At 34.0% G+C, this 24,446-nt stretch carries 33 protein-coding genes; 20 read left to right on the forward strand and 13 right to left on the reverse strand.

What is annotated here, in order from left to right:
* Positions 1-209, forward strand: a 209-nt coding sequence (locus Q0941_RS08655; protein ID WP_299293055.1) for a hypothetical protein, incomplete at its 5' end; no start/stop codon positions are given.
* Positions 210-514: 305 nt separating this feature from the next.
* Here Q0941_RS08655 and Q0941_RS08660 read toward each other — a convergent pair.
* The 5 genes from Q0941_RS08660 to Q0941_RS08680 all read right to left on the reverse strand — a co-directional run bounded on the left by Q0941_RS08660 (position 515) and on the right by Q0941_RS08680 (position 3,931).
* The gene (locus Q0941_RS08660) at positions 515-1,927 is read right to left on the reverse strand and encodes an SLC13 family permease (RefSeq protein WP_299293056.1); all 1,413 of its coding nucleotides are present in this window, start codon (positions 1,925-1,927) and stop codon (positions 515-517) included.
* The gene (locus Q0941_RS08665; protein WP_299293058.1) at positions 1,927-2,127 is read right to left on the reverse strand and encodes a hypothetical protein; all 201 of its coding nucleotides are present in this window, start codon (positions 2,125-2,127) and stop codon (positions 1,927-1,929) included. The genes Q0941_RS08660 and Q0941_RS08665 overlap by 1 nt, the downstream gene beginning before the upstream one ends.
* Positions 2,128-2,595, reverse strand: a complete 468-nt coding sequence (locus Q0941_RS08670) for a universal stress protein (protein ID WP_299293060.1) — start codon at positions 2,593-2,595, stop codon at positions 2,128-2,130. It abuts the gene before it with no gap.
* Complete coding sequence (locus Q0941_RS08675) at positions 2,585-2,971, reverse strand: DUF6659 family protein (protein ID WP_299293062.1); 387 nt, start codon at positions 2,969-2,971, stop codon at positions 2,585-2,587. Before Q0941_RS08675 ends, Q0941_RS08670 begins: the two co-directional genes overlap by 11 nt.
* A 426-nt stretch (positions 2,972-3,397) precedes the next feature.
* Positions 3,398-3,931, reverse strand: coding sequence for a hypothetical protein (locus tag Q0941_RS08680; protein ID WP_299293064.1), 534 nt, complete (start codon positions 3,929-3,931; stop codon positions 3,398-3,400).
* A gap of 328 nt (positions 3,932-4,259) precedes the next feature.
* On the opposite strand from Q0941_RS08680, the gene Q0941_RS08685 reads away from it, so the two are divergent.
* The 7 genes from Q0941_RS08685 (at position 4,260) to Q0941_RS08715 (ending at position 6,536) form a co-directional block, all read left to right on the forward strand.
* Positions 4,260-4,442, forward strand: a complete 183-nt coding sequence (locus Q0941_RS08685) for a hypothetical protein (protein ID WP_299293066.1) — start codon at positions 4,260-4,262, stop codon at positions 4,440-4,442.
* Positions 4,442-4,663 carry a hypothetical protein gene (locus tag Q0941_RS08690; protein WP_299293068.1) on the forward strand — a complete coding sequence of 74 codons (222 nt, stop codon included), beginning with the start codon at positions 4,442-4,444 and terminating at the stop codon, positions 4,661-4,663. Before Q0941_RS08685 ends, Q0941_RS08690 begins: the two co-directional genes overlap by 1 nt.
* A 69-nt stretch (positions 4,664-4,732) precedes the next feature.
* Complete coding sequence (locus tag Q0941_RS08695) at positions 4,733-5,137, forward strand: very short patch repair endonuclease (RefSeq protein ID WP_299293070.1); 405 nt, start codon at positions 4,733-4,735, stop codon at positions 5,135-5,137.
* A gap of 95 nt (positions 5,138-5,232) precedes the next feature.
* Positions 5,233-5,454 carry a hypothetical protein gene (locus Q0941_RS08700; protein ID WP_299293072.1) on the forward strand — a complete coding sequence of 74 codons (222 nt, stop codon included), beginning with the start codon at positions 5,233-5,235 and terminating at the stop codon, positions 5,452-5,454.
* A gap of 37 nt (positions 5,455-5,491) precedes the next feature.
* Positions 5,492-5,845: a helix-turn-helix domain-containing protein gene (locus Q0941_RS08705; RefSeq protein ID WP_299293074.1), complete on the forward strand. Its 354-nt coding sequence runs from the start codon at positions 5,492-5,494 to the stop codon at positions 5,843-5,845.
* A gap of 21 nt (positions 5,846-5,866) precedes the next feature.
* Positions 5,867-6,244: a hypothetical protein gene (locus Q0941_RS08710; protein WP_299293076.1), complete on the forward strand. Its 378-nt coding sequence runs from the start codon at positions 5,867-5,869 to the stop codon at positions 6,242-6,244.
* A 7-nt stretch (positions 6,245-6,251) separates the two neighbouring features.
* The gene (locus Q0941_RS08715; protein ID WP_367277488.1) at positions 6,252-6,536 is read left to right on the forward strand and encodes a hypothetical protein; all 285 of its coding nucleotides are present in this window, start codon (positions 6,252-6,254) and stop codon (positions 6,534-6,536) included.
* Here the strand turns inward: Q0941_RS08715 and Q0941_RS08720 are convergent.
* The 4 genes from Q0941_RS08720 to Q0941_RS08735 form a co-directional block, all read right to left on the reverse strand.
* Complete coding sequence (locus Q0941_RS08720; RefSeq protein ID WP_299293080.1) at positions 6,533-7,324, reverse strand: S-methyl-5'-thioadenosine phosphorylase; 792 nt, start codon at positions 7,322-7,324, stop codon at positions 6,533-6,535. The two genes, Q0941_RS08715 and Q0941_RS08720, sit on opposite strands and share 4 nt — an antisense overlap.
* Positions 7,324-7,836: an adenine phosphoribosyltransferase gene (locus Q0941_RS08725; RefSeq protein WP_299293082.1), complete on the reverse strand. Its 513-nt coding sequence runs from the start codon at positions 7,834-7,836 to the stop codon at positions 7,324-7,326. The genes Q0941_RS08720 and Q0941_RS08725 overlap by 1 nt, the downstream gene beginning before the upstream one ends.
* A 39-nt stretch (positions 7,837-7,875) precedes the next feature.
* A complete protein-coding gene (locus Q0941_RS08730) occupies positions 7,876-10,038 on the reverse strand; it encodes a biofilm-associated protein (protein WP_299293084.1) in 2,163 nt (720 codons plus the stop codon).
* A 98-nt stretch (positions 10,039-10,136) separates the two neighbouring features.
* Complete coding sequence (locus Q0941_RS08735; protein ID WP_299293086.1) at positions 10,137-12,230, reverse strand: AAA family ATPase; 2,094 nt, start codon at positions 12,228-12,230, stop codon at positions 10,137-10,139.
* A 103-nt stretch (positions 12,231-12,333) separates the two neighbouring features.
* Here Q0941_RS08735 and Q0941_RS08740 point away from each other — a divergent pair, with 103 nt between their 5' ends.
* Genes Q0941_RS08740 through Q0941_RS08750 form a run of 3 tightly spaced genes read left to right on the forward strand, consistent with a single transcriptional unit; the run spans position 12,334 to position 14,116 of the window.
* Positions 12,334-12,819: a hypothetical protein gene (locus Q0941_RS08740; protein WP_299293088.1), complete on the forward strand. Its 486-nt coding sequence runs from the start codon at positions 12,334-12,336 to the stop codon at positions 12,817-12,819.
* A 53-nt stretch (positions 12,820-12,872) separates the two neighbouring features.
* On the forward strand, positions 12,873-13,526 hold the full coding sequence (locus tag Q0941_RS08745; RefSeq protein ID WP_299293090.1) for a transcriptional regulator: 654 nt from the start codon (positions 12,873-12,875) through the stop codon (positions 13,524-13,526).
* Positions 13,523-14,116, forward strand: coding sequence for an RlmE family RNA methyltransferase (locus tag Q0941_RS08750; protein WP_299293092.1), 594 nt, complete (start codon positions 13,523-13,525; stop codon positions 14,114-14,116). The genes Q0941_RS08745 and Q0941_RS08750 overlap by 4 nt, the downstream gene beginning before the upstream one ends.
* On the opposite strand, the gene Q0941_RS08755 is transcribed toward Q0941_RS08750, so the two are convergent.
* Entirely contained in the window at positions 14,106-15,254 is a 1,149-nt protein-coding gene (locus Q0941_RS08755; protein ID WP_299293094.1) for a tRNA (guanine-N1)-methyltransferase, read from the reverse strand. The genes Q0941_RS08750 and Q0941_RS08755 overlap by 11 nt on opposite strands.
* Positions 15,255-15,307: 53 nt before the next feature.
* Between Q0941_RS08755 and rnhB the strand changes: the two genes are divergently transcribed.
* Complete coding sequence (rnhB, locus tag Q0941_RS08760) at positions 15,308-15,928, forward strand: ribonuclease HII (protein WP_299293096.1); 621 nt, start codon at positions 15,308-15,310, stop codon at positions 15,926-15,928.
* Here rnhB and Q0941_RS08765 read toward each other — a convergent pair.
* Both Q0941_RS08765 and Q0941_RS08770 read right to left on the reverse strand, forming a co-directional pair.
* On the reverse strand, positions 15,925-16,599 hold the full coding sequence (locus Q0941_RS08765) for a fibrillarin-like rRNA/tRNA 2'-O-methyltransferase (protein WP_299293098.1): 675 nt from the start codon (positions 16,597-16,599) through the stop codon (positions 15,925-15,927). The genes rnhB and Q0941_RS08765 overlap by 4 nt on opposite strands.
* Positions 16,586-17,932: a ribonucleotide-diphosphate reductase subunit beta gene (locus Q0941_RS08770; RefSeq protein ID WP_299293100.1), complete on the reverse strand. Its 1,347-nt coding sequence runs from the start codon at positions 17,930-17,932 to the stop codon at positions 16,586-16,588. Before Q0941_RS08770 ends, Q0941_RS08765 begins: the two co-directional genes overlap by 14 nt.
* A gap of 67 nt (positions 17,933-17,999) precedes the next feature.
* On the opposite strand from Q0941_RS08770, the gene Q0941_RS08775 reads away from it, so the two are divergent.
* The 6 genes from Q0941_RS08775 to Q0941_RS08800 all read left to right on the forward strand — a co-directional run bounded on the left by Q0941_RS08775 (position 18,000) and on the right by Q0941_RS08800 (position 22,458).
* Positions 18,000-18,929, forward strand: a complete 930-nt coding sequence (locus Q0941_RS08775; protein ID WP_299293102.1) for a dihydroorotate dehydrogenase — start codon at positions 18,000-18,002, stop codon at positions 18,927-18,929.
* Positions 18,913-19,725, forward strand: coding sequence for a dihydroorotate dehydrogenase electron transfer subunit (locus tag Q0941_RS08780; RefSeq protein ID WP_299293104.1), 813 nt, complete (start codon positions 18,913-18,915; stop codon positions 19,723-19,725). Before Q0941_RS08775 ends, Q0941_RS08780 begins: the two co-directional genes overlap by 17 nt.
* A 51-nt stretch (positions 19,726-19,776) precedes the next feature.
* On the forward strand, positions 19,777-21,501 hold the full coding sequence (locus tag Q0941_RS08785) for a radical SAM protein (RefSeq protein ID WP_299293106.1): 1,725 nt from the start codon (positions 19,777-19,779) through the stop codon (positions 21,499-21,501).
* A gap of 40 nt (positions 21,502-21,541) precedes the next feature.
* Positions 21,542-21,724: a 30S ribosomal protein S30e gene (locus Q0941_RS08790; RefSeq protein ID WP_299293108.1), complete on the forward strand. Its 183-nt coding sequence runs from the start codon at positions 21,542-21,544 to the stop codon at positions 21,722-21,724.
* Positions 21,725-22,004: 280 nt separating this feature from the next.
* Positions 22,005-22,202 carry a hypothetical protein gene (locus Q0941_RS08795; protein WP_299293110.1) on the forward strand — a complete coding sequence of 66 codons (198 nt, stop codon included), beginning with the start codon at positions 22,005-22,007 and terminating at the stop codon, positions 22,200-22,202.
* A complete protein-coding gene (locus Q0941_RS08800) occupies positions 22,177-22,458 on the forward strand; it encodes a hypothetical protein (RefSeq protein WP_299293112.1) in 282 nt (93 codons plus the stop codon). Before Q0941_RS08795 ends, Q0941_RS08800 begins: the two co-directional genes overlap by 26 nt.
* Here the strand turns inward: Q0941_RS08800 and Q0941_RS08805 are convergent.
* Positions 22,455-23,576, reverse strand: a complete 1,122-nt coding sequence (locus Q0941_RS08805; RefSeq protein WP_299293114.1) for a DDE-type integrase/transposase/recombinase — start codon at positions 23,574-23,576, stop codon at positions 22,455-22,457. The two genes, Q0941_RS08800 and Q0941_RS08805, sit on opposite strands and share 4 nt — an antisense overlap.
* An 83-nt stretch (positions 23,577-23,659) precedes the next feature.
* On the opposite strand from Q0941_RS08805, the gene Q0941_RS08810 reads away from it, so the two are divergent.
* Positions 23,660-23,809 carry a hypothetical protein gene (locus Q0941_RS08810; RefSeq protein WP_299293116.1) on the forward strand — a complete coding sequence of 50 codons (150 nt, stop codon included), beginning with the start codon at positions 23,660-23,662 and terminating at the stop codon, positions 23,807-23,809.
* Positions 23,810-23,811: 2 nt separating this feature from the next.
* Positions 23,812-24,300 carry a hypothetical protein gene (locus tag Q0941_RS08815; protein ID WP_299293118.1) on the forward strand — a complete coding sequence of 163 codons (489 nt, stop codon included), beginning with the start codon at positions 23,812-23,814 and terminating at the stop codon, positions 24,298-24,300.
* The last annotated feature ends 146 nt before the right edge of the window (positions 24,301-24,446 follow it).

Raw genomic sequence — 24,446 nt, forward strand, 5'->3', positions numbered from 1 at the left:
AATCAACAGAGGAATCAACAGAGGAATCAACAGAAGACACAACTGATGACACTACAGAGGAATCAACAGAGGAATCAACAGAGGAATCAACAGAGGAATCAACAGAAGACACAACTGATGACACTACAGAGGAATCAACAGAGGAATCAACAGAAGACACAACTGATGACAACCAAAATAACGAAGATGAAAATGACGAAGATGATTAGTTGTATCTGAAACACCTTGTACTGCACAATGCATTGCACTACGTAAATTTGATTAGAAAATAAAAACTAGATCTTTGTTAATTATTGTTGTAATTGTACTTTTTTCTGTTTATTTTTTCTTTGATTTTTATTTTTTCTACGTGGAGTTGTTCTAAGTATTGCTTTGCAACATGGACATCTGACACTTTCTGGTTCAAAATAATATGAACAAAACGAACAGTACCGATGATTGTTAGAATATCTCAAAGCATTAGGCAATGGTTTTGCTTTAGTCAAATGACAAATCCCTTTACACATGTAGCCCATTATGGCATCAGCGGAATTTGTAAGAAGACCATTATTGTTGCAAGAGCCATTGTTGGAATAGAAATTACTGCACCTGGCTTGATCCACTCCTTTAGAGTGATATGTCCTCTCTTTCGTCTCTCAAGCATTCCTATTGCAACAATGTTTGCTGTACTTCCAATTAGAGTAAGGTTTCCAAAGAACGTTCCACTAAACAGCATAGCCCACCAAAACGGATAGTTGTCAACTCCCATGTCTCCAAACTCATGAACCACAGGAATGAAAGTGGCTACAGCCAATACATTATCCATTAATGCACTCAGAACACTTGTAATTGGAACAAAGATAAAGAACAGATTTGTGTCGTCGTTTCCACTAAGATCGTACAATCCTTCTGCAAGAACAGTTGTCACTCCTAGCATTTTCATTGTTCCAACTGATGCAAATAAGAAAATGAAGAAAGCCAGTGTCCACCAATCTACTCTTCTTTCTACCATCTCTCGTGCTTTGCTATGATTTAGAAACAAAACAATTCCTGCAGCAGCAAAGGCTACCCCTGGAAGAAGAACATTTTTCTCAAGACCCAAGGCTTCTTCCATTGGACCATGAGAAACAAGTGCTGCAATCGTTCCTAGAAATATTATCCAGGGAATCTTAAAACTTGTTTTAGTTACTTCTTGAACTCCAGAAGATTCTTCAACTGCAATTACTTCTTGCTCTACAATCTGTTTTGTTGATTTTCCTTTCAGAGCATCTCCCATTTCAGAAATGTATTTTCTAAAGTAGACTAGACATATTGGAATAGCTACTGCCAATCCTGCAATTGAAATTGGTGTTGCCCATCTCAAAAATTCCATAAATGTGAGATCTGCTCGCATTGCAATTAGAACTCCAACTGGATTGCCAACTACTGTTGCACTACTACCAATATTGGTAGCAAACACTGTCATCATCACTAATGGAATTGCACTGATTCTGAGCTTTCCAGTTAGATGCAAAACCGTTGCAGTCATAAACAAAATAGATGTTACTTCATCAACTAGTGCTGCAAATAATGCAGACATTAACATCAAAACGACAACTAACTTTATTGGATTGTTTCCAACTCCTCGCATAATTTTTGCAAGAAGATGCTCAAAGAATTTTTTCTCCTCCAAGAATCCAACTACTATCATCATTCCTACCAAAAATAGAATCATGTCAAATCCTGCAAATTCTATCATAGTAGAAGTGTCTAGAAGGCCTAATCCTAGCATAATTGCAATTCCAACTAGTGCAAATGCTAGCCTGAATCTCCAAAAAAGCAGAGTTCCGACAATCAATGATGCAAATACAGTTACTGAAGCAATTTGCTCAGGATTCAAGCCTGCAAAACTAACTGTAATTGCTATGGCAGCTAGGATGAATGGATACAGATAATGATTTTTTATCATTAGTTTACCTCAGGTTTTGATTCAATCTGAATGTGAGAGTTGTTCTTTACAATCCATACTTGAAAACCTGAGTCAATTAACATCTCAAAAACATCCTTCCAAGGAAATTTTTCAGAGTTTAGAACTAGGATCTCATATCCGCCATAATCCTCAAAAATTTTACCTTCTGTACCTATCTTGGTTCGTAATTTCTCTAGCATCTATTTTTCTCCATCAATTAGCATAATGGGGCAGGCAATCTCTTCGAGTACCTTACGTGATACACTTCCTAGCTTCAAAATTGCCTTGAATCCTGGAAGCTTTTTGCGTTTTGCCATGACAATTAAATCATAATTTTCATAGTTTGCAATTCGTGAAATCTCTTCTTCAGGATATCCGTGAAGAACTTTAACACTTGTAGGAATTTCATCTGCTCTTAGCTTTTTTGCTAGATGCTCCATTTTTTTATGCATCTCCAGTTTCATCTCTCTTCTAGCTGCAGACAATTGTTTTGCCCATTCTTTTCTCTCAATACTAAATGTGACAAGTGGTGGTGTAGGAATTTGTTCTACTACATGCAAAATTGTAATTTTTGCACCATGTGCTTTTGCGACATTTTTTGCATGCTCTAATGCCTTGTTTCCAGCTTTTGTTCCTGCATGAGGAACTAGTATTTTCTTATACTCCATCACTGTCCTCTGAATTTTTGAATACTTTGATGGCCTTTGCAACTATCTCTTCAGTACTTGATTTAGGATTTACAGAAATTAACAGTAATTCATCATTTATTGGAATTGATATCATCAATGCATTTTTTCTCTTTGAGGCAATGTAGTCAATTTCTCCAAGTGTCTCATCAAACTCTTTTCTCATTGAAACTTCAAGAACCATCTGCATGTACATCATTCTGCTCTTCTCTTCGGTCTCAAATGGGGTAATTTCGTTCCTAAAACCACCTGCAATTAGGTTTCCTAACTTGTTGATTATTCCAACAAAGCGAAATTGACTGTCTTCTAGCAGTTCTTCGCATCTTCTCTCATAGTTTTGAGTAATTTGTATCATCATTAGTTTCCCACCAAATACCAAACAGCTATTGCTTTAATTGAGATCACAGTACCGAACATCATTATTAGAAAAGAAGCGTCACGATCTTTTTTCATAATAGCTTTAATCAAATTTTGTTTCATTTTAAAAAAAGAAAAATGTCATAGCACAAACCACGTTTTTGCTATGAGATTTTTACTTTGTTTTCACCTCCGTGTATGAATCCATTGTTACTATATTCTCGTGATTATAGATATAGTGGTAGCAACACAATGTAACACAAAATAATCTACATCATAATATACAAGAAAAACAAAAATTACTTATGAAAAAATTTCAAACAGATGCTTTTGAATGTGAATGCGGCGTATCTTTTGATTCAAACAAGAAACTCTTAGAGCATAAGAAATGGCTTTGCGTTCTTGATTTGAAATGCAATTAATGATACTATTCGTGTGGAAAAGTCAATTTGATTGTATTTTTAGTTGATTTGACATCTAGTCTTTTTTGGACAATGTCATGAAACAACTCTGTCACAAGTGTTTTAACATACAATGACCATTTTTCTCCAAGATCATGATTGATTCTAAAGATATAGCCGTCTTTTGTTTTTGCAACATCATGCTGCATCCATGCAACATAGATCCAAGATCTTAGAATCTCAATAAAATCCTCAACAGTATATTCTCCTTTCATAAAATTCAAAATATCTGAAAAAGTGTCTTTTTCTACTTCTTCAGCAAGATGAACAATCTCTTCGTTCTTCATTTTGTTAATGGCATGCTCAACAAAGGGCTTTGTCATGGGTAAAAGACCCAATTTTCTCTCATATCTCTCCCATAGAATGTGATTTGAGAGGATTTTTGAGACAAGGGAGTTGACATTAGTCTTTTCAAGTTCAGCATCACGCTTTATCTCATCAATTAGGTCAGGATCGAGCCTAAATGACATTGTTTTACTTTTCTTCTTCATTTCATCCATTCTACTACGTTATGCTGATTTAGGCTATAAGGAATGTGTCAATTCTTATCTTATGCATCATCTTAACTTGTCACCATCCTTTACTAATGTTAAAAGCACAAACTAGTGATTCTTTTTGATTTTGTTTCTCATTGCCACTTTTTGTATTTTTTTCATTAATTCACCTCATAGTCATTTAGTGAAAATAACTGATAAGATAGTAGCAACACAATGTAACACAAAAATAATTTTTAATTTCTATTCTAAAAACTTAGAAAAAATAGCTCAGTCTAATTAGCTCTTTCTAATTTTCACATTGTTTAAATCAAAAAATGTCTTACTATAATTAATGAGAATTGATTCATGCAGAAAATGTGGCATGGAATTAGAAGTTCACAAAAAATGTGAAGTATGTGGAGATGCAATACAATTTTTCTGCCACAAATGTGGAAACATTTCAGATGAACAAATTCATTCAGTTTGTTATCTTGTAAACATGAACCGTAATTTACTACAAGCAAGTGTTGCATAATGTATCGCAATTCTATACCTCATCCTAATTGCAACGGATATTGTAAACAATTTGCTGCAAAAAAACCCATAGGAGGTTCAAGATATGGCCAAGGTCAAAAAAGATGTCAGATGTGTGATACATGGATTAATTTTGAAGGAATTAGATGTCCATGTTGTAATTATAGGCTAAGATCAAGATCAAGACTGGCAAAATGCAAGCCAAATTTTACAAGAATTTGATAAATTAATCGCGATTGTTGGACGTATGGAATTAATTCTTGATGCAAATTATCTGATATGAGATATTCAATGGCTGACATTTTTTCTCCTGAAAAAAGATCATGGGTCATGTCTAGAATCAGGGGAACAAACACAAAAATCGATCTTCAAATGAATGAAATTCTCAAGGGTCTGGGCTTTGCATACAAAATGTATCCGAAGATGTATGGGAATCCTGACTTTATACTTGAGGAGCAGAAGATTGCAATATTCTGTGACGGTGATTTTTGGCACGGCTACAATTATCAAAACAAGAAAAAGCCTTCCAAAAAATACTGGAGGGACAAGATAGAGAAGAACATGAAAAGGGATGCACAAGTTACACGAAGACTGAGAAGGGATGGATGGTCTGTACTGAGAATTTGGGAGCATGACATTGAAAAGAGAACTGGAGTATGCATAGACAGGATTATTGGAAAGATTCTGGAAAAATAATTTTATCCAATAAAGTTGAAATTTCTATTCGGGCTTTGGACAATATTTTCTGACTAATCTTTGGTTTTTATTACGATTATTACCAATTTTCAGAATTGTCAGATGATAAAAAATCTAGTATCTTGTCTAAACGTGAAATATTTGTTAAAGGTACAATAATTGCTATTATTCTAACAGTTCCCTCTCTAATCGGATTTGTTATTTCTTGGATGATTACTGATAATATGCTTACATCTGCAATCATAGGTGGAGTAATTCATTTCATTGCTATGGGATTTTCTCTTAAAATATCAAAAAAATTATTGATAAAGAAATAGTTTAACACCTTTTATTCTCATATTCTCTATAAAATATGTGGAAATCTCTCAAATTGAAAATGCCTTGATTTCTGAAATTAAACTAACTCCTTATCAAGCACGTGTATACTTGTTGGTGACTTGTAATGGAAAAATGAATGCACAAACAATTTCAGAAAAATTGTCGATCTCTTTAGAGGATGCAAATGAAACTGCTAATGATCTTATGAAAATTGGTGCATTTATTGACATTACAGAAACAGAGTTTGAAGCAATGCATCCAAGATTCACTGCTGTGAATATGTACCGACGAATGTGTGAACGAGAAAATCTTGAATTTAAGCGAAACAAAATAGTTGATAACATAGGGGTATTCTTGGAAAAACCCTTTGATGATGCAAGGACTAAATAGAACTATTGAATTCTTACGTTGTTGGCTAACGATATTACCTATTTTGGAGTAATCAACATAAACATTGATGAAAGAACTATTGGTTCTGTTGATGTTTGGCGTTCAGCAAGCACTAAACAACTCTATTGTGAAGAAAAGCAATTAGGTATTGAGGCATTAGCTGATACTGTAGGAATGCCTGAAATTAAACCAGATCATAAGTGGGGAGTTGCAGTTAGTAAATCACAAAAAGGAAAAGACAAATGGAAATTAGTTAAGTTGCCAGAAAATGGAACAATAAAATTTGAAACTGTTGATGAAAAAATACTAGATCTCCCAGTAGAAAATTATGAAATAAAAGATAACGATCATTGGAGTTTCTTGGTAGAAAATAACATCAACAAAGCTGTAGAAATTTAGACTTGAAATGAATCTCAAAGTTCACATTAACAATGTACATGGTAGTCAAATGGCTGCAAAGATTACTGGAAAATTCGATTTAGATGAACATGAATTTAGATTCACTGCAATAGCTTTTGGTAGAATTGGAGGACAAAACATTGGTGCAAAATTATCAAAAGATACAGAATCCGAATTAAAAAAATTAGGATATGATGTTGAAGAAGTGATTATGCTATTGCAGAAAAATCTTCTTCAAGGTGATCTTACTCTTCCTGAAGGTTTGAAAAAAGAATCTTTTGTAGATGATTAGAATTCTGCTTCTTCAAGTGCTTTTGCACAAGAACAATTTCTAGTTTTAGGAATTTTGTCTATTACTTCTACCAGCACTTTTTTTGTTTTTTCAACATTTTTAGATAATGTTTCCAAAACTTCTTTGGCTGTAACTGGTTTTTCAGCCCATACATCATAATCAGTTACAGTGGAAATTGATGCATAGCAAATTTGAGCCTCTCTTGCTAGTTGACATTCAGGAACTAGAGTCATGCCAATAATGTCAGCTCCAGTTGTTCTATAGAATCTTGATTCAGCCTTTGTGGAAAATCTAGGTCCTTCAATGCAGACGTATGTACAATCTTTGTGTAATTTCAGATCTTGATTCTTTGTTGCCTCTATTATTGCTGATTGAAGTTCACAACAAAATGGATCTGCAACAGAAATGTGAATAACTCTTCCGTTTTCAGAAAATGAACCATCTCTTGACTTTGTAAAGTCTAAAAATTGTGTTGGTAAAACAAAATGTCCCGGTTCTAATTCTTCTTTAAGACTACCAACTGCTGATGGTGCAATGATTCTGGTAACACCTAATTCTTTGAATGCCCAAATGTTTGCTTTGAAATTTATCATGTGTGGCGGAATTGAATGTTTTTTGCCATGTCTAGGAAGAAAAGCAATTTTTCTTCCTTTAAAAATTCCAACTGTTATTGTGTCTGATGGCTTTCCATATGGTGTGTCAATGTCAACCTCTTTAGCATCTTCCAACAATCCTGAATCATAAATTCCTGTTCCGCCAAAGATTCCAATTTCTACATCTTTTTCCATTAGTATTTCACCAATGCCTTACAATCGTATTTGGTTATTCCTTTCATTCCATTAAGTTCAGTTAATTCTATAATGAATGCAAATCCTGTAATTTTTCCACCAATTTTTTCAATTAATTTTGCAGATGCTTTTGCAGTTCCTCCTGTTGCAAGTAAATCATCACAGATTAGGACTTTTTGCCCTTCTTTTATAATGTCTTTTTGAATTTCAATTGTATCTTTTCCATATTCAATTGTGTAAGAGAGTTTTGTAGTTTTTCCAGGAAGTTTTCCTGCCTTTCTAATCATAACCATTCCTTTGTTGTATCGTGTAGCTAGGACACAAGCTAAAATGAATCCTCTAGACTCAATGCCTGCAAAAACGTCTATGTCTTTTGGATGAAAATATTTAGCAAATTCATCTGCAATATAGGACATTGCTGATGGATCTTTTAAAATTGGACTAAAATCTCGAAATAAAATCCCTTTTTTTGGAAAATTTGGGTAATCTGCAATTTTGTTTTTTAGATTCATAAATAATATTCAATTATTCTGAAATAAAATTGTTTGAAATTATTCTACAACAAATGTTGTTTCAGCAGAATTGAATGCATCTTCAGCCTTTATGGTATATGTTCCAGGTTCAGTATCTTTAGGAATGATCCATGGTTGATGAATTTCCCCTTGAGCAGAAGCTGGGAATTCTAATTCATCAATTATTTCTCCATCTTCAGCAATTATTTCTATGGAGACAGTTTGAGCAGCACCTAAAATGTCTATATTGATGGTTTCTCCTATTCCTGGTACTTCTAGACCTTCTGATGTGCTTATTATCATACCTTCAGTGCTAACAGCTAATACGTCAATTTCGATATTTGCAAAGTTGGATCCACTTTTTACATTAATGTTCCACATTCCTGGAGTAGCCTCGCTAGGAATTCTGAATGAACTCTCTGAAATTTTTCCATTTTTGTCAGAAAATGTTTCTTTAATTTTTACATCATTTCCATCCGAGTCTGTCAAAGTTATTGTAAGTAAAACGTTAGGATTTGCATCCCCTAAAATTAGAATGGAATCTCCTGGAATGTAGTCTATTTTTGTCGTATTTACCTCGATTTCTCCTGAACCTGTTTGAAGTCCAACCGTAAATATCTCTGTACTCTGTGCACTTCCTTTGCTAATCACTGCAGTATATACTCCAGATGCATATCCTTCCAAATCAAGGAAGTAAGTTCCTCTTCCATCCGGTTGAAGAGTTATTGATTCTGCATCTCCTATTGGATTATCTGAAGGATTGATTACCAAAAGGGAGATAATTTCTGATGCTTTTCCTGTAAGAGCAATCTCAGCTATATCTCCTGCTTTGTAATTTAATTGATCAAATTCTAAATTAACTGGAATAGAAGGAAGTTGTCCTACTCCTGCAAAAATGAATTCTTTATCACTACCTTGTGATGCAATAACAGTGTAAGTTCCTTCTAATGTTGTTTGAGTAGTTGGAAAGTCAAATTGAACGAATCCTGAATCATCAGTTTCAATAATGTCTGAATAGATCTCTTTTCCAAGTGGATCTTCAACAATAAATTCTACTTGTGTATTTTTTAATGCTGTTCCATTAAAAGTCATAATTTCTCCAGCATCATATTTTAATTTGGTCGGAGTGATCAAAATCACTTTGTCTGATTCAACACTCCATTGTTTGACTTTGTCCTCTCTACCATCTGTAATTGTTGCACTGTATTTACCAAATGGCGTATCTAATGGTATGATAATTGGTTCTAGTTCCCAATCCCCTTTACTGTTAATTTCTGCAGTACGTGCGTTGATTATTTCTCCATCTGGATTAGTAATTTCACCTGTAATTGCTCCTCCAGGCTGTCCTGTTCCAAATATTTCCAAAAAGTCCCCTCTGTGAATAACATTAGGAATTCCTTGAATTGTTAATTTGATATTATCAGATTCTGCAATCCTATCATTTGGTTCTCCAATTCTTAAACTGATTTTCTTTTCATCACCTTCTTCATTTTTGATCATGAAATCTACTCTCTCAGCTTTCTGATCATCTGGAATCTGCATTGTAGTCATGAAATGACCATTTTCATCAGTAACAAAACTTCCAATTTTCTCTGAGTCTATGTAGAAATCAAAATTTTGTGATGCTCCAAATTGATCTCCTGTAACTCTGATTGAAGAACCTACATTGGGTTCTTTAGGAATGATCCTAAATGTAGAATCAGAGGTCATTGCTTCTTGAATATCTGGAGTTTGATTGTCTTCTACATTTTGCTGTGATGGGGTTTCTGGATTTTTAGTAACTATAGGTAAATCTTTTGGGAGTACTTTACCTGTTTTCATTTGTTTATCTTTATCGTCTAATGCTTTCCAATTAATTCCAGGTTTTACTTTATCTGTTTTAACTCCAAACTTTACAGAATCTCCAGGTTTGATTACATCTGATGAAGTAAAAATAATAACTCCTTGTGGAGTTTTTTCACCTACCCACCCATTTTCTGTTTTAAATGATTTGAAAGTCGTATCTGCTCCCAACCAAATCCTAATTGTATTGACATCTTCATTTGAGTTATTAGTTACTTCAATTATCGTTGTTTCCTCTAATGCAATACTGGTAACTTCAACTTCGTCAGCAAATACAGTTTCTGGAATTGTTATTAACATAGCAATTGATGAAATTAATACAATTGAAAGGAAAATTCCTCTCATCGAGGACTTTGTCATATTCGTCAATTTGTTCATCTCTCACTTAAACCTTAAAGAATTTTTTCCATTTTGTTATTTCTTAATTCAGTATTTTTCATGAGCAAACTTCATTAATCTCAAGCCTTGGCTTTCTGAAATTTATCTAGATCTGGTTTTGTAGCCACGTTTTGATATTGTCTAATTCTTTCTGCAATCAATCTGTACAATGATCTAAATTGGTCCTTAGTTTTATCTGATAAGAAACTTGTTTCCTCTAATGTTATTTTTTCACAAATATACCTGGTGATTTCCTCATTATCAAATTCACCCCAATCATCTTCTCTATGTTCGGCCCAAATCTTTCTAAGTTTGTTTACCGTACCATTGCTTTCTTTACTTGACACATCTTGAGGTGATAAATTTGAAAATCCTTCTTGTCTTAATTTTATTTCATAGGTCTGGTTGACTGCATGCAAATAATCATCTAGAACAATATAATCCTCAATTGACTCTAGTTTTTTACCCTCTCTTTCAAAGAAAATGGTCTGTACTGGTGAAAACTCGTTTGATACTAACTGAGCAGAAATTTGCTTTGATTCTTCAGAATTATCTAATAAAACAAATGTTCTGTATCCATGATTTCTGTAAAAAATTGCTAAAGGCAAAACTGAGTTTTTGTTATACGCAGCAATTATGTTTAGAGGGTTCATTGAGATATTTGGATCTTGCAAGAATTTGTCAAATGCGTTAAGATACATTGAATCAGACATTGTTTCAACAATTATGATTGGTCTTGAGTTGGTTCCAATTTCTCTGTCTACAATAGAATCAACTTGTCCTCTACAGAGGCCGTACAAAATTGGTGTTAATGTCTTATCATCTGCATTCCAATAATCATAAAAGATTCTACTGAGATGTTTTCTTTTGTCTAATTCTACTACCAACAAATTTCCCGGCGTATAATCAAATATCATAAATGGAGAGTGTGTTGCATACAAAACCTGATTTGATCCTGCAAGATCACTTAACAAATCTGAAATTCCCATTTGTTGTGTTGGATGCAAATTTCTAGCAGGTTCATCTAAAAGTAGTATTGCTTCTTTTAGCTCAGCTCTTTGAGTTTCAGCTGCAAAATTAACAATAAAAGAAAATGTCCATTTGAAACCTTCCGCTCTTCTATTAAGTAATCCTGTGTTTGTTATGGTTCCATCTCTGTGTACATCTGAGATTACAACACTCATGATGTTTCCTGGATTGTATCGTAAATCCACATGAATTGGATCTCCTTTCCAAGCCGGATTCAATTTACTGGTTAATCGATTACTCGCTGCATTGAGTAGTTTGATGCATTTTGATGGGCTTTCTTTAACTTCGTCTAATTCCTTCATGTCTAATTCGGCTAAATAGAAGAGATTACGAACAGTTTCAGCCTTGTCAAACTCTTCAACAAATTCAATAGAGTCTGCTCGTTCTCCTTTTTCTTCTCTAAGGTACTCGTTTAGATTGATATTTCCGTAGATTTTTTTATAATCTGAAAAGTATACAAATCTTGGATGTAATTCTGAAGAAATAAAATTCTGTAATGCTGATTTTTCACTCTCACCTGTTAACAAATTTGAAAATTGATTTTCAGGATTTTCATAGATTTTTTCCCATTCTTCAATGACTTTAGGTTCTTGAATTGCAATTACGTGAAATTGATTACTAAACTCTGCCATGCCGCTATCAAATAATTCTTGATTTTTAGGAGCAGGACCGTCAAAAAATTTTGTATCTACTTGAATTCTTAGATGATTAGGAAGAGTATCAAGAAATCCTAAAATTTGTTTTGAGAAATTTTCCCAAGAATTCAATCCCTTATCTTCATCTTCTTTTAATTCAATATCATCAAATTCATACAGAACTTTTGGATTTTGATTTGTTCTGTAAAGTCTAATTTTTTTCATTTCTGGTAAACCCGGAAATTTTTCTTTAAGCAATTCTATTTCGTGCTGACTTAGTTCAAATTCACCTTCCGCAAGACGAATTTCTTCCTTTAATTCTTCACTCATCTCATCACAAAGATCTAGTTCAGAAACTTGTTCATCTCGATTTAACAAAGTTAATGCTTGAAGGATTGTTGTTTTTCCACTTTCATTTCTTCCTACAAAAGCAGCTAAATCTCCAACATTGATTTCTCCAGAATCATGAATGCAACGATATGCTCTAACTCTGAATTTTCTAAGTCGCATCTAGCGATATTTAGCCGGCTACGATTTAACTCATTCGTCATATTGATCTCAAAAATTGCTTTTTGCTAAATAGATATAAGGGAATTACAGATTCTAAATCAAAATGGCATCAAAGAGAGTTTTCATAGTATTTGTTTTACCTGCAATATTTTCAATAATTTTTGGTTCAGCAGTTATGGCTGACATTCTTCAAAAACCAGACCGAGAACTGGATATGTGGCCAATGTCTCATGAAGGTAAAGTCACATCACATGAGAAAAAACCAGTAGCTACATCTTCCCCACTTGAAATTATTGGACTTTCTAAACAATATTCTACATCCGAACCAGTTGAAGTAGAAATCAAAGTTACTGATTCTTCTTTTGACTGTGGAGATTTGTATGTGACCATATATCCAACTGGAAAAAGTGAAGCTGTAACTCAAGGAGGATTTTTTAAACAATGCTTTGATGGAGAAAGTGGTACCCTTCCAATTGATGATGAATTTTCAAAGGTGATTGATTCTCCAGGTTCCTATAAGATTGAGGCTCAAATGGTTTCAAAACAACTTAAGACCACTTCTATCTCTGAAACATTTACTGTTAAATAGGAATGGCTTCTTGGTGAAACATACTAAATTAAGTTTAAAAATTGGGTGATTTGATGGCAAAGAAAAAAGATTCTCTTATTGATGAAGCAGAAAAAATAAAGGCAGAACTTGATGAATTAAAAAAGAAAAAGAAGGTTTTAGATTCAAAGAAAACAACAAAGAAAGCTGAAGCCAAACCAGCAAAGAAAACAACAAAGAAAGCTGAAGCCAAACCAGCAAAAGAAAAAAAATTAACCAAAAAAGAAATTGAAGAAGCCAAAAAAGAAGCTGAAAAAACTCTAGAAGAAGAATTAGAAGAACAACTTTCTGATGAAGAAATTGAAAATTTCCAAATTGAAAAAGTTGACATGGAAAGATTGACAAACAAAGTTTGTGATATTTTGGCAGAACGTGAATCTGATGGGATGTTCCAAAGTGAACTTTGGAAAAAATTAAAATTAACTAGTCGAGATGGTTCAAGACTTGCATTAAAACTAGAACGAATGGGAACCATTAACCGTGAAAAAATTCTTGAAAAAGGTAGATGGACTTACAAACTAATTTTAAAGAAAACTCCAATTAGTACTCAATCAATTGAAAATGCACCATGTTTGGTATGTCCTGTTGAACAAAAATGTTCATTGGAAGGAGAAATTAGTCCTCGTAATTGCCAATTCATAGAAGATTGGGTTATTGCTGAAATGAAAAAACCTGCGAAGGCCAAATGAAATTATTAGATGCACGTAAAGATCACTATAGAAAACTTGCACATGAACAAGGTTTTCGTAGTCGTGCAGCATACAAACTCAAAGAATTAAACCAGTCTTACCGATTGATTGGTCCTGGATTTTACGTACTTGATTTAGGGTGTGCTCCTGGGGGCTGGACTCAAATGGCTGTAAAACTAGCAGGAAACCAAGGAAAAGTAATGGGGATTGACTTGTCCTATGTTGAAGAAATTCCTGGGGCTCACATTATCCGTGAAAATATTGAAGATGAGCATGTTGTAGATGAAATAATGGATTATTTTGGACGCAAAGTAAATGCAGTCATATGTGATCTTTCTCCAAAGGTTAGTGGAAATTGGTCAGTTGATCATGCCAAGCAAATATCACTTAACTATGATTGTACAAAGATTATGGACAAGGTTTTAGCCCATAAAGGAAATGCTGTGTTCAAGGTGTTTGATGGTGAATACTCTATGGAATTCAAAGATTATGTTAAAAAGAAATTTGCAAGAATAAATCTAACAAAACCAAAAGCAAGCAGAAAACAGAGCAGTGAACTATACTATGTATGCCTTGGATTTATTGGATAGACTGAAAAATTTTTGTAATTTCTAAAATATTTGCATTTGTTCTAAATCCTGTTGGATTAAATGCAGTTGGACTAGCAACAAAATTATTTTCTCTTAATTTATTAATCAAATTTTCCAATTTTGGAGGAGAAGATTTTGTTTTAGATGCAATTTCATCAAGCGTGTAATAGGTTCCAGGTAGTTCAGCTTCATCAAGATTTTTCTCAATAGTTTTTTGACAAATCTTATCTACACTCAACTCTGAAATTTCATCAAGCATATTTTGTACAAATTCTTTGTCAAATATTTTTCCAATCCACAATGGACCTGCAGGACTAATTTTTGATTTACATAATTCACATTCACTTTGTTGTTCTAATGAAATTTTTCTATGTCCACAATTTTTGCAATGTAAAATGTATCCTATATTTTCTTCTTGATCCGGTTTATTGAATACTTTCACATATGTTCTGTAGTAATGCATGTCACTTTCAACAAACATTGGTACAACTTTAACTCCTAATCTAGCTGCTACCATTCTCAAACAACCTAAAACTAATCTAATTGCAATTTCATTTCCATATTCTGCTCTAACTGTAATTCCTCCGTATTTTCTCTTACAGGCAGCCTGAAAAAGTCCATTTAGAACCTGTAAATCCGTTGCGGCAGTAGATAACATGCCTCCATGCATTGTAGCCCTTATTCCACAGTCAAAAAATGCTGCTGGAGAACCAAATGGGTCAATATCTACAATTGTTCCTCTTTCACCTTTCTTTGAATACTTGCTCAAAAATCTACAAACTTCTTTTTCTACAAACTCTACATTTTCAATATCGTTTAGTTTTGCAGAATGTTTTGCCATTTCTAAGGCTGTAGGATTAAGATCATTTATCACCAAATTATCAATTTCTAATTCATTTGATACTCGAAGACCACGAACTCCAATTCCTGCAAGACCCTCTAGGAATATTTTAGGTCCTTCAAAATTTTTTAAAAATGCAGCATATGCAATTATTGAAAAATCTCTATTTAGTTTTGCTCTGGGATTAAAGAATGCTGGCTTTTTTGGTGGAACTTTATCTGTAATTGATTTTTTAGGAACAATAATCTTTGTACTCCCTTCTATAATCTCTTCAAAACTCTCTTCTGGAAATTCCAACTCTTTTGTTTAATTGTATAATGGTTTAATACTTGTGTCTAAAGACAACATTCGTGCAAATTTGTGGTATTGATGATGCTGGTCGTGGTTCTATGTTGGGTCCACTTGTCATTGCAGGTATTTCAATAGAGAAAAAAAATTTACGAAAACTCTCAGCGCTAGGTGTTAAAGATTCCAAAAAACTATCTCCAAAAAAACGTCAAGAACTTTACAAGTCGATTATTCAACTAGTAGATGACTACTATGTAGCAAAGATAACTCCTAGATCAATTGATGCAAGTGTAAAAAAACATTGTTTGAATGGATTGGAGGCAAAGTATATGGCAAAAGTCGTTTCTAAACTAGATCCTCATACCTCATATGTTGATTCTTGTGATGTTAATCCTAAAAGATTTGGTAAAGAAATCTCTACATTATCTGACAATCATAAAATAAAATCCTATCATCATGCAGACAGTAAATTTGTGATTGTTTCAGCGGCATCAATTATTGCAAAAGTTTCTAGGGATTTGGCTATTGAAAAATTGCAAAAAACATATGATCTAGGCAGTGGATATCCCTCTGACTCTAAAACTGTGAAATTTGTGACTAAATATTTCCAAAAAAACAAATCTTTGCCCACATTTGTGCGTAAAAGTTGGAAACCTGTTCAGGCCATAATCTCTAAAAACTAACTTTTGAATTTTGCAATTACCATCCCATGATCTTTATCATATGGATGCAAATCAATTGATTGAATGATTTCAAATTTGCTTTTTAATTTTTCAATTTCTTCCTCAATAATTTTTTTTGGTGATTTTGTTACATCTATACTTCGTGTTTTAATTACCAAGAAAAAGAAACCTCCTTTTTTCAAAAACATTTCACAATTTTCAATAGCTATTTTTGTTTGGTCAGGTTGAGCAATGTCAACATAAACCACATCTACTTTCCCAAAAACAGAAAAATATTCAGATGGTTTTCTAGCATCTTGTAAAATTGGAATAATGTTTTTTCGATAAGATGCAACTCTATCTAAAAAATCTCTTGCCACTCTACTTGCATGCTCTACACCAAAAACAATTCCACTTGGACCTACAATGTCTGAAATATGACTAACAGTTGTTCCTGTAGATGCACCTAGATACAGAATTTTAGATTTATTTTGGAATGGAAATTCATCTAATCCATTCATTATTGATGCAGCTAATTTACTCCTAAATGGATCCCATAATCTGTATTCAATTCCTTTTTTTGTAACTAGTTTTTCTTTGTAAACTTGATTGCCTGGAACTAAATTTTCAGTAGCAAGTTTTCTTTCACCATCTGACTTTATCCAGAAAAAAGATTGATTATCTTCTTCCAAACTTCTTTCTCTTTTTGTTTTTATTATTTGAATCTGGTCTGTCTCTATTCTTTCTACCTTGATATCTGGAATCTCCACTTTCTCTTCTTCCACCTCTATCATCTCTTCTTCCACCTCTATCATCTCTTCTTCCACCTCTATCATCTCCTCTTCGAGGATTATCTCTGAAGTTTCCACCGTCTCGTCTAAATGACTGTGGTTTTCTCATATCCTTTTCAGTTGGATTCTCATACTTTTTGCTAATTTCACCAACTCTGACGTTTAATTTCTCTAATAATGTCTCGTTTAATCCATCTCCGTAAACATCAATTCTGGCAGCAATTACTGCCTTGGCTGCAATTGCTCGTGCAATTTTTCCTCTTTGCCATCTAGGAGCTGCATGAACCATTGCATGTTGGAACAACAAACCGTGCTTTGGTGGTTGTGAACCTGTTTTTAATGATCTAAACAATGCTTTTTCAGCTCCTAAAACTTGAATGGTACTTGCAGGAAGTCCTGCTAATCTTTTGAGACTGCCAGCTCTGCCTAAAATTCTTGCACCAACTGCAGTTCCAAGAATTGCTGAAAGATTTGGAGCAATACTAACCATTTCTGATTCTACATGATCTTCAAGCTTCTTTCGAAGTTCATGAAAATCTAAAATTTGTTTTGCAATTGATTGAACAATTGTTAAATTGACATCAGAAATATCTCCTCCTCTACTTTTAGATGCAATCAATGATAACATCTCAACTTTAGATTCAGGAAAACCTGCATCTTCAAAAACTTGTTTAGTTAATGATTCTCTTTTTCCTGCCATCACAATTTGTGCATATCCATTGATACTGTCAATGATGTTATCAAGTTCTGGAAAATGTAATCCATACCATTCTCTTAATCTCGAACTAAGGGCATTGGCAATTTTATCAATTTCATCAAGTGAATTGATTGCTTGAATGATATGTAAATCTGGACTTTCAGAAACTTCTGTAACTTTTGAAGATGAAATTCCTAAAGCAAACTCTCTTAATTTTCCTAATGCATCTTGAGGATTACTTGCAAATCCTGATTCTACAATTATTTCTGGTTTTGATGATTGGACTCTATCAAGCTCATCTGAATCCATTAATTGCGAATCAATTGAACTTTTCTTCAAAATAACCAGTAATGATTCATCACTTACTGCAACTCCTCTTTGAATTGAACCCAAATAATTAATCAATTCGTTTAGTTTTGCTTCTTTATTTTTAATCTCAAGATATTCTTTAACTGAATTCTTAAATTCAAATGCTTTTTCCAGTTTGCCTTCTTTGAAAACTGAAATTCCCAATTCTGTTAAAATTACAGAATACATGACTAGTTCAATCTAAATCACCTTTAAAAAAGGTACCAGAATTGCAAATCAACTGTTATATTCGAACTTGAGTTCATTAATCAAAGTGGAGCCCAGTCTTGCAACATCCATAGGCCCAATTGATTTAGGCAAACCCGTTATGCTTGCCTCTGGAATTTTGGGAATTTCGCTAGATGTGTTTAACCGACTTCATAGATCCGGGGCTGGTGCAGTTGTAACAAAATCTCTTAGCATAGCTCCTTGGGAGGGATATCCAAATCCCACAATCTTTAGTGTAAAGGGAGGAGGATGGATTAATGCAGTTGGATTATCAAATCCTGGTGCTGCTAACTTTGCCAAAATGATTCAACCAAATCAGGATGTTCCTATTGTTGTTAGTTTAGTTGGTTCTGTTCCAGATGATTTTAAAACTATGCTAAAAGAATTTGAAAACTGCAAGGTTAAGGCATATGAACTGAACTTATCATGTCCCCATGTTGCTCAAGTTGGTCTTGAAGTAGGAGATGATCATGGACTTGTCAAAGAAATTGTTTCTACTGTAAAAAAATCTACTAATGTTCCTGTAATTGCCAAAGTTGGATTGGGAACAAGTAATTATCTAAATACCGTTGGTGCAGCAATTGATTCTGGAATTGATGCTATTACTGCAATCAATACGGTTCGCTCAATGGCAATTGATGTTGAAACTCAGCGACCGATTCTTAGTAACAAATTTGGAGGTCTATCAGGAACTCCAATAAAACCAATTGCACAAAGATGTGTGTATGAAATTTCTTCAAAATATGATATTCCAATTATTGGATGTGGAGGAATTTCTACTTGGGAGGATGCTGTAGAATTTTTCTTGGCAGGTGCATCTGCAGTACAACTTGGAAGTGCGATAGGTGATAACTGGGTTGGAGTCTTTGAGGATATTAACATTGGAATCCTACAATACATGAAGCGTAAAAACTATTCAAGCATAAAGGAAATGGTGGGAGTTGCAAAGAAATCTTAATCATCCAACAATTGTAACAGTTGAAAAAGTAATTGATGAAACTCCTACTGTTAGAACATTAATTTTCTCTGATGATGTAATGCCAAATGTTTTACCGGGACAATTTGCCATGGTTTGGATTCCCGGTGTAAATGAATTGCCAATGAGTGTAATGATTACTCAAGAATCTGGCAAAGCTGCATTTACTGTTAGAAAACATGGTCCTTCTTCTACTGGGTTATTCAACGTCAAAGTTGGAGGACAAATAGGAATTAGAGGTCCTTATGGAAATGCATTTGACATAAAACAAGGAAAATTGCTTTTAGTTGGTGGCGGAACTGGTCTTGTTCCAATGATGAGATTACTCACATTTGTAAAACCCACTGACGATGTTACTGTTTTGATTGGCGCAAAATCCAAAGATGAAGTATTTTTCGAAGACTTGGCAAACAAATTGTTAGAAAATAATTCTCACAAAGTAATTGTTTCTACTGATGATGGAAGTTATGGTGAAAAAGGCTATGTTACGGATTTGGTAGAAAAATTAGTTTCTGAAACAAAATTTGATGGGGTGTATACATGTGGCCCTGAAATCATGATGTACAAAACAGTTCAATCTGCTCATTCTAGAGGGATCTTTGTTCAGGCAAGCCTTGAAAGAATGATGAAATGTGGAGTTGGAATATGTGGCAGCTGCTGTGTTGGAGAGGACCTAGTTTGTCGTGATGGAACCGTATTTGATGGCAATCATCTATCAAATAACAAAGAATTTGGACATTTTCACAGAAACAAGGCTGGAATTTTGGAGAATTATTAGGTTCGACCAGCAAGGTTTAAAATAAATCAGAAAATTATTTCGGTGAAGGGAATGGGTACTCCAAAGATTGTCTTAACTGCTGATCGTACTTTGATGTCTCCATATAGGGGATTGTCACTTGCTACGTTTTTTGGTTGTGCCCCTGCTTTAGACCCTAATCGAGATCCAAAGAGCTTTTGGCACAAAATCCTTGGAAAACAAGTAACTCCAAAAGTTCTGTTTGATTTTATCTGTAATTATATTCCTCATACTAATGGTGTTGCAAATTATGCACCTTATGGACTTAGAAAATTAGAAGCAGGTCTTCTAAGAGATGGTTTTAGCAGACAAGATGTTGTTGTTGCACATCCAGATCACATTGAACAATTCATTGGACCTGAAACACTAGTTGTAGGAACTTATGAAATGGATCCTCTTGGAATGGGTCCAGTAACTATGACTTTCACATATGGTAGAAAACAAATGTCATATGATGAATACTATAACACTGAACTTCATCATAGAATTAAAGCTGCAAAAGAAAAGACTGGAAGCAAAGCAAAAGTAATTTCTGGTGCATCTGGAACCTGGCAATACAATTATGATCCAGCTAAAATTGAAGAGTTTGGAATTTATGCAATCTTAGAAGGTGAACTTGGAGGAATTGCTCCTGAAATCGATGGACATGCTGGAAGATTCTTTAATTATTTGATTAACGGTGATTTTGAAAACATGGATCCTTTCAGAAAGAGAAGTGATTTCAAAGTTAACATTAAAGAATTTGAAAGAGAAGGAAAAAAACTTCATGGTAGATTTGTAAACTTTTGGGATAGACCAGAACTGGAAGAAATTCCTGACATTGTTGAACCAAGTATGCATGGTATGGTTGAAGTAATGCGTGGATGTGGAAGAGGTTGCAAGTTTTGTGATGTTACATTAAGATCATTGAGATACTATTCTCCAGAAAAAGTCAAAAAAGAAATTGAAGTTAACATAAAGAAGGGTGGTTCAAAATCTGCATGGATTCACAGTGATGATATTTTCGTTTATGGTATGGATCCAAGAACTGCAAAAGGAATGGAACCAAACAGAGAAGCATTAGAGGAACTCTTTACTGCTATCATGTCAACCGGCGTTGAACACACAAATCCAACACACGGTACCTTAGCAGGAGCAATTGCTGATGAAAAACTAATTCCAAATCTATCAAAAATCATCAAAGCTGGACCCGACAACATGATTGGTGTTCAAGCAGGATTTGAAACAGGTAGTCTCAGATTAATTGGCAAATACGCTGATAGAAAACTTGCTCCTTATTCTCCAGATGAGTGGCATTGGGTTGTAAAAGAAGGTGTAAAGACACTCAACAAGGACTATTGGATTCCTGCATTTACTCTTATCATGGGTCTTGATAATGATGAAACCCCTGAAGACTCTTGGGAAACTATCAGATTAATCAATGAACTAGAACAAGAACAGCCGGAATCAATGTTTACAGCAACTGCCTTGACATTTGTTCCAATTGGTTTGCTTGAGAAATCTGACTTCTTTAACATTGGAAATGAGATGACTCCTGCTCAACTCGGTGTTCTCTACAAGACATGGCAACACAACTTCAAGTATGGTATCCAAAAATTCATGACTAAAACTGGTTCTAAAGGACCTCAGAGATACTTTTTCAATGCAATTGCACGTTCACTTGGTGGTGTTCCTCTTGGTGCAATGGAGAGATATGCACGTAGAAAGAGCAAAGAACACGAAAAAGTCATTGAGACTGTTAAAGCCAAGTACTGGTAGACATCCAAATACATAAATTTCCTAATCTAGTGTTTAATTCATGGCAACTCACGGTTCGCTTACTAAAGCAGGTAAAGTACGAGGACAGACTCCTAAAGTTGAAGGAAGAAAAATCGTAGGTACAAACTCTAGTCTTAGAAACAAGAATAATTTCAAAAAGAGATTTGTTTTAGGAAGAGTCCCAGGTCAGAACAAACCAGGTCAAAAACGTAGAAAACGTTAATCAGATTTTAGTTAATTTTACCAAATTACGATCAATTTCTAGAACAGGTTCTGTCAAACCTACGGTGGATAATTTAGGCGTAAAAAGTCGGTTGATTAAGTTTTAGGGAGTACCGCACTTGTACCGTATACCGATATTTCGTGTCCACGTATGATTATGTGATAAAATTAATTTTGAAAAAGTACATTTTCAAAAATGATCTATATGTTATATGATCATTTTGTAGCCACTAGTGATAATATGGAATTGAATTTTTATAGAAAAAATGTGTAATAAGAATATGGAAAATCCGAAATCTTTAAACAATCTTAAAACTTCCAAAAATCGGTCAGATATGGAACAAGATAACAAAAAAGAATGGTCATCAAAACACGATGAATTAGTGAAGAAAACCATCAGTACATCAGGCAAACCAATGGGTTTTAAATCCCCTGCTAATGTAATTAAACATCTTGAATCATTGGGAAGTAGATCTTAAAGACGAACACCCATTCCACACAGATTTTGAAAACCTAGTAGACGATTCTCAAGAATATGTTAAAGATTCAATTAGAGAAATTGTAAAATACAAAAATCTCTCTGACTATGAATACACAGTATCATGCCCTTCAATTCCTGTTGGAATTGCATTACTAAGATTTCCTAATGGTTGCGAAGTCATAATAGAAATTGAACACAACAAACTATACTATCTACGAGCCTATGATGATATTGATGAAGCACTAAACTCTTAATTTTTTATTTTTGCATTTTGAATTAAAGTTATCCATTTGTTTTCTCCTTTAATCTCTATGCCACAAACTTCTGCTGGAGTCTTGCTATGCAATGCACTGTGAGGTCTAATGTAATTGTGAAACAACTGATAGCCTGTTAATGTGACAGAATCTTTTTTCTTTATTCCACGCATTACTTTTTCTCTATCTCTAATTTCTCCATTCAATCTTTCCATCTTGTTGTTATTCATGTCACCTTGCAAGTGAATATGTCTGATGTGTAATGTTCTATGCAATCTTTTTTGTGTCCAGAACTCTTTGCGATATGCTTCTGCATAACTTCCAAGACCGTCTGTAATGAACACTTTTGGTTTTGTTTTTGTAACCTGTTTTGATTTTTGTAACAAACCACGTGCATCATGACCTTCTTTTCTGTCTGCAACTTCCTGTGCAATCCAGAACCTTGTCTCATCATCCATCATAGCAAAAACATATTTCAATTCTCCACGAATCTTAACATAAACCTCATCTGCTCTCCAAGCATCACCTACTTGTGGTGTTATCTTGTCAAGATATTGGTTCATCAATTCTGTGTATTTCTTTATCCAGTTGTAGACTGTCTGATGAGTAACTTCCATGCCTAGAAGTTTGAGTGATTTAGCCACGTTTCTTAATGATTCTCCTGAGAAATACAACTGCATGGCTGTGGTAATTCCTTTAGGATTATGTTTCATTTTTTCAAAGCCTAGATTGAGGCTAAATGTTCTATGACAGTCAGAACATGAGAATCTTTGAACTGCATAGTGTTTGTTCTTGCGTATGCCATTTTTCACAATATTCTTACCATGACAAAATCTGCACGAATCTATACTGATAGGCTCTATTGTAATCTTGTTTCTCTCTCGTACTTCTTCTCTGATTTTGAGAGAGAATTCTATTGCATGGATATGTTTACAACACACTTTTCTGAATCTGTGGTCAGGGCAATCACAATGCCAAACTCCGTCAGTTCTGATAACATGGTAATCTCTGTTAGTTGTTTGAGAATGTACCTGATAATGATAATCTGAAATTCTTATTAGATCGCTTTTGAGTGCTATCTGTTTTCCTTTCTCTTGTCTTTGGTTTATTTTCTCCATATCTCTCTATCTACATATAGAGTTATATCTATTTATAAAGATTACTCTATATCTTTTTATAGATATATCTCTCCATTGTTAGTATGGGAAAAATAAACATTGCATTAGATGATGATGTGGAAGAAAAATTTAGAAAAGCAGTTTATCAAAGAATGGGTATGAAGAAAGGAAACATCAGTAAAGCATTAGAAGAAGCCATTGAACATTGGATTAAAACTTATGATAAATATTGAAAATGACTGAACTTGATAACAAATCCAAAAAAGATCAAATTAAAACTAAAAAACCAATATTTACCGAAGATGAAATAGAAAATACGGTTAAAGCATTCATTTTAGCGTACATACACAATAAAATCAAAATCACCTTCCCCACATCTGACGATTACAAAGAAATTGCCAAGACGGAAGGTAACAAAATCAACAATAAAGAAGCACAAGACTTGGAATTTAATGCTAAGGAAAGTTTCATAAATTTTGTTCAAATTTGTAGTGGCAATCTTGATGCCACAGATGAAGAAAGAAAAGATGCAGTAACAGAACTGTTTGATATTCTATTGCGTGCCCGTTCCTCTAAAAGAATCTCGGGTTCATTTGATGATTATGAATTAAAGAGGAAAATGGAAGAATTAGAAGATAAACTTGAAGCAACAAATAACGTTCTTACCGAATTAGTGAATTGGCTAACTGAAGAAGCAAAAGGAAATGAAAATGGACTGTCCTGATTGTAATTCTAAATTGTATGATTATTTTGATATTGGTAGTGGGTTCACACAATCAATATGTATGAAATGTAAATTTTACCAATCAGATTCACCAGCGTACAGATCCAACCCCACACGGTATCGGGATCTGATTCGCAACAATCCCA

It is taken from the genome of Candidatus Nitrosopumilus sp. (genome assembly GCF_028278985.1).
Classification (GTDB): domain Archaea; phylum Thermoproteota; class Nitrososphaeria; order Nitrososphaerales; family Nitrosopumilaceae; genus Nitrosopumilus.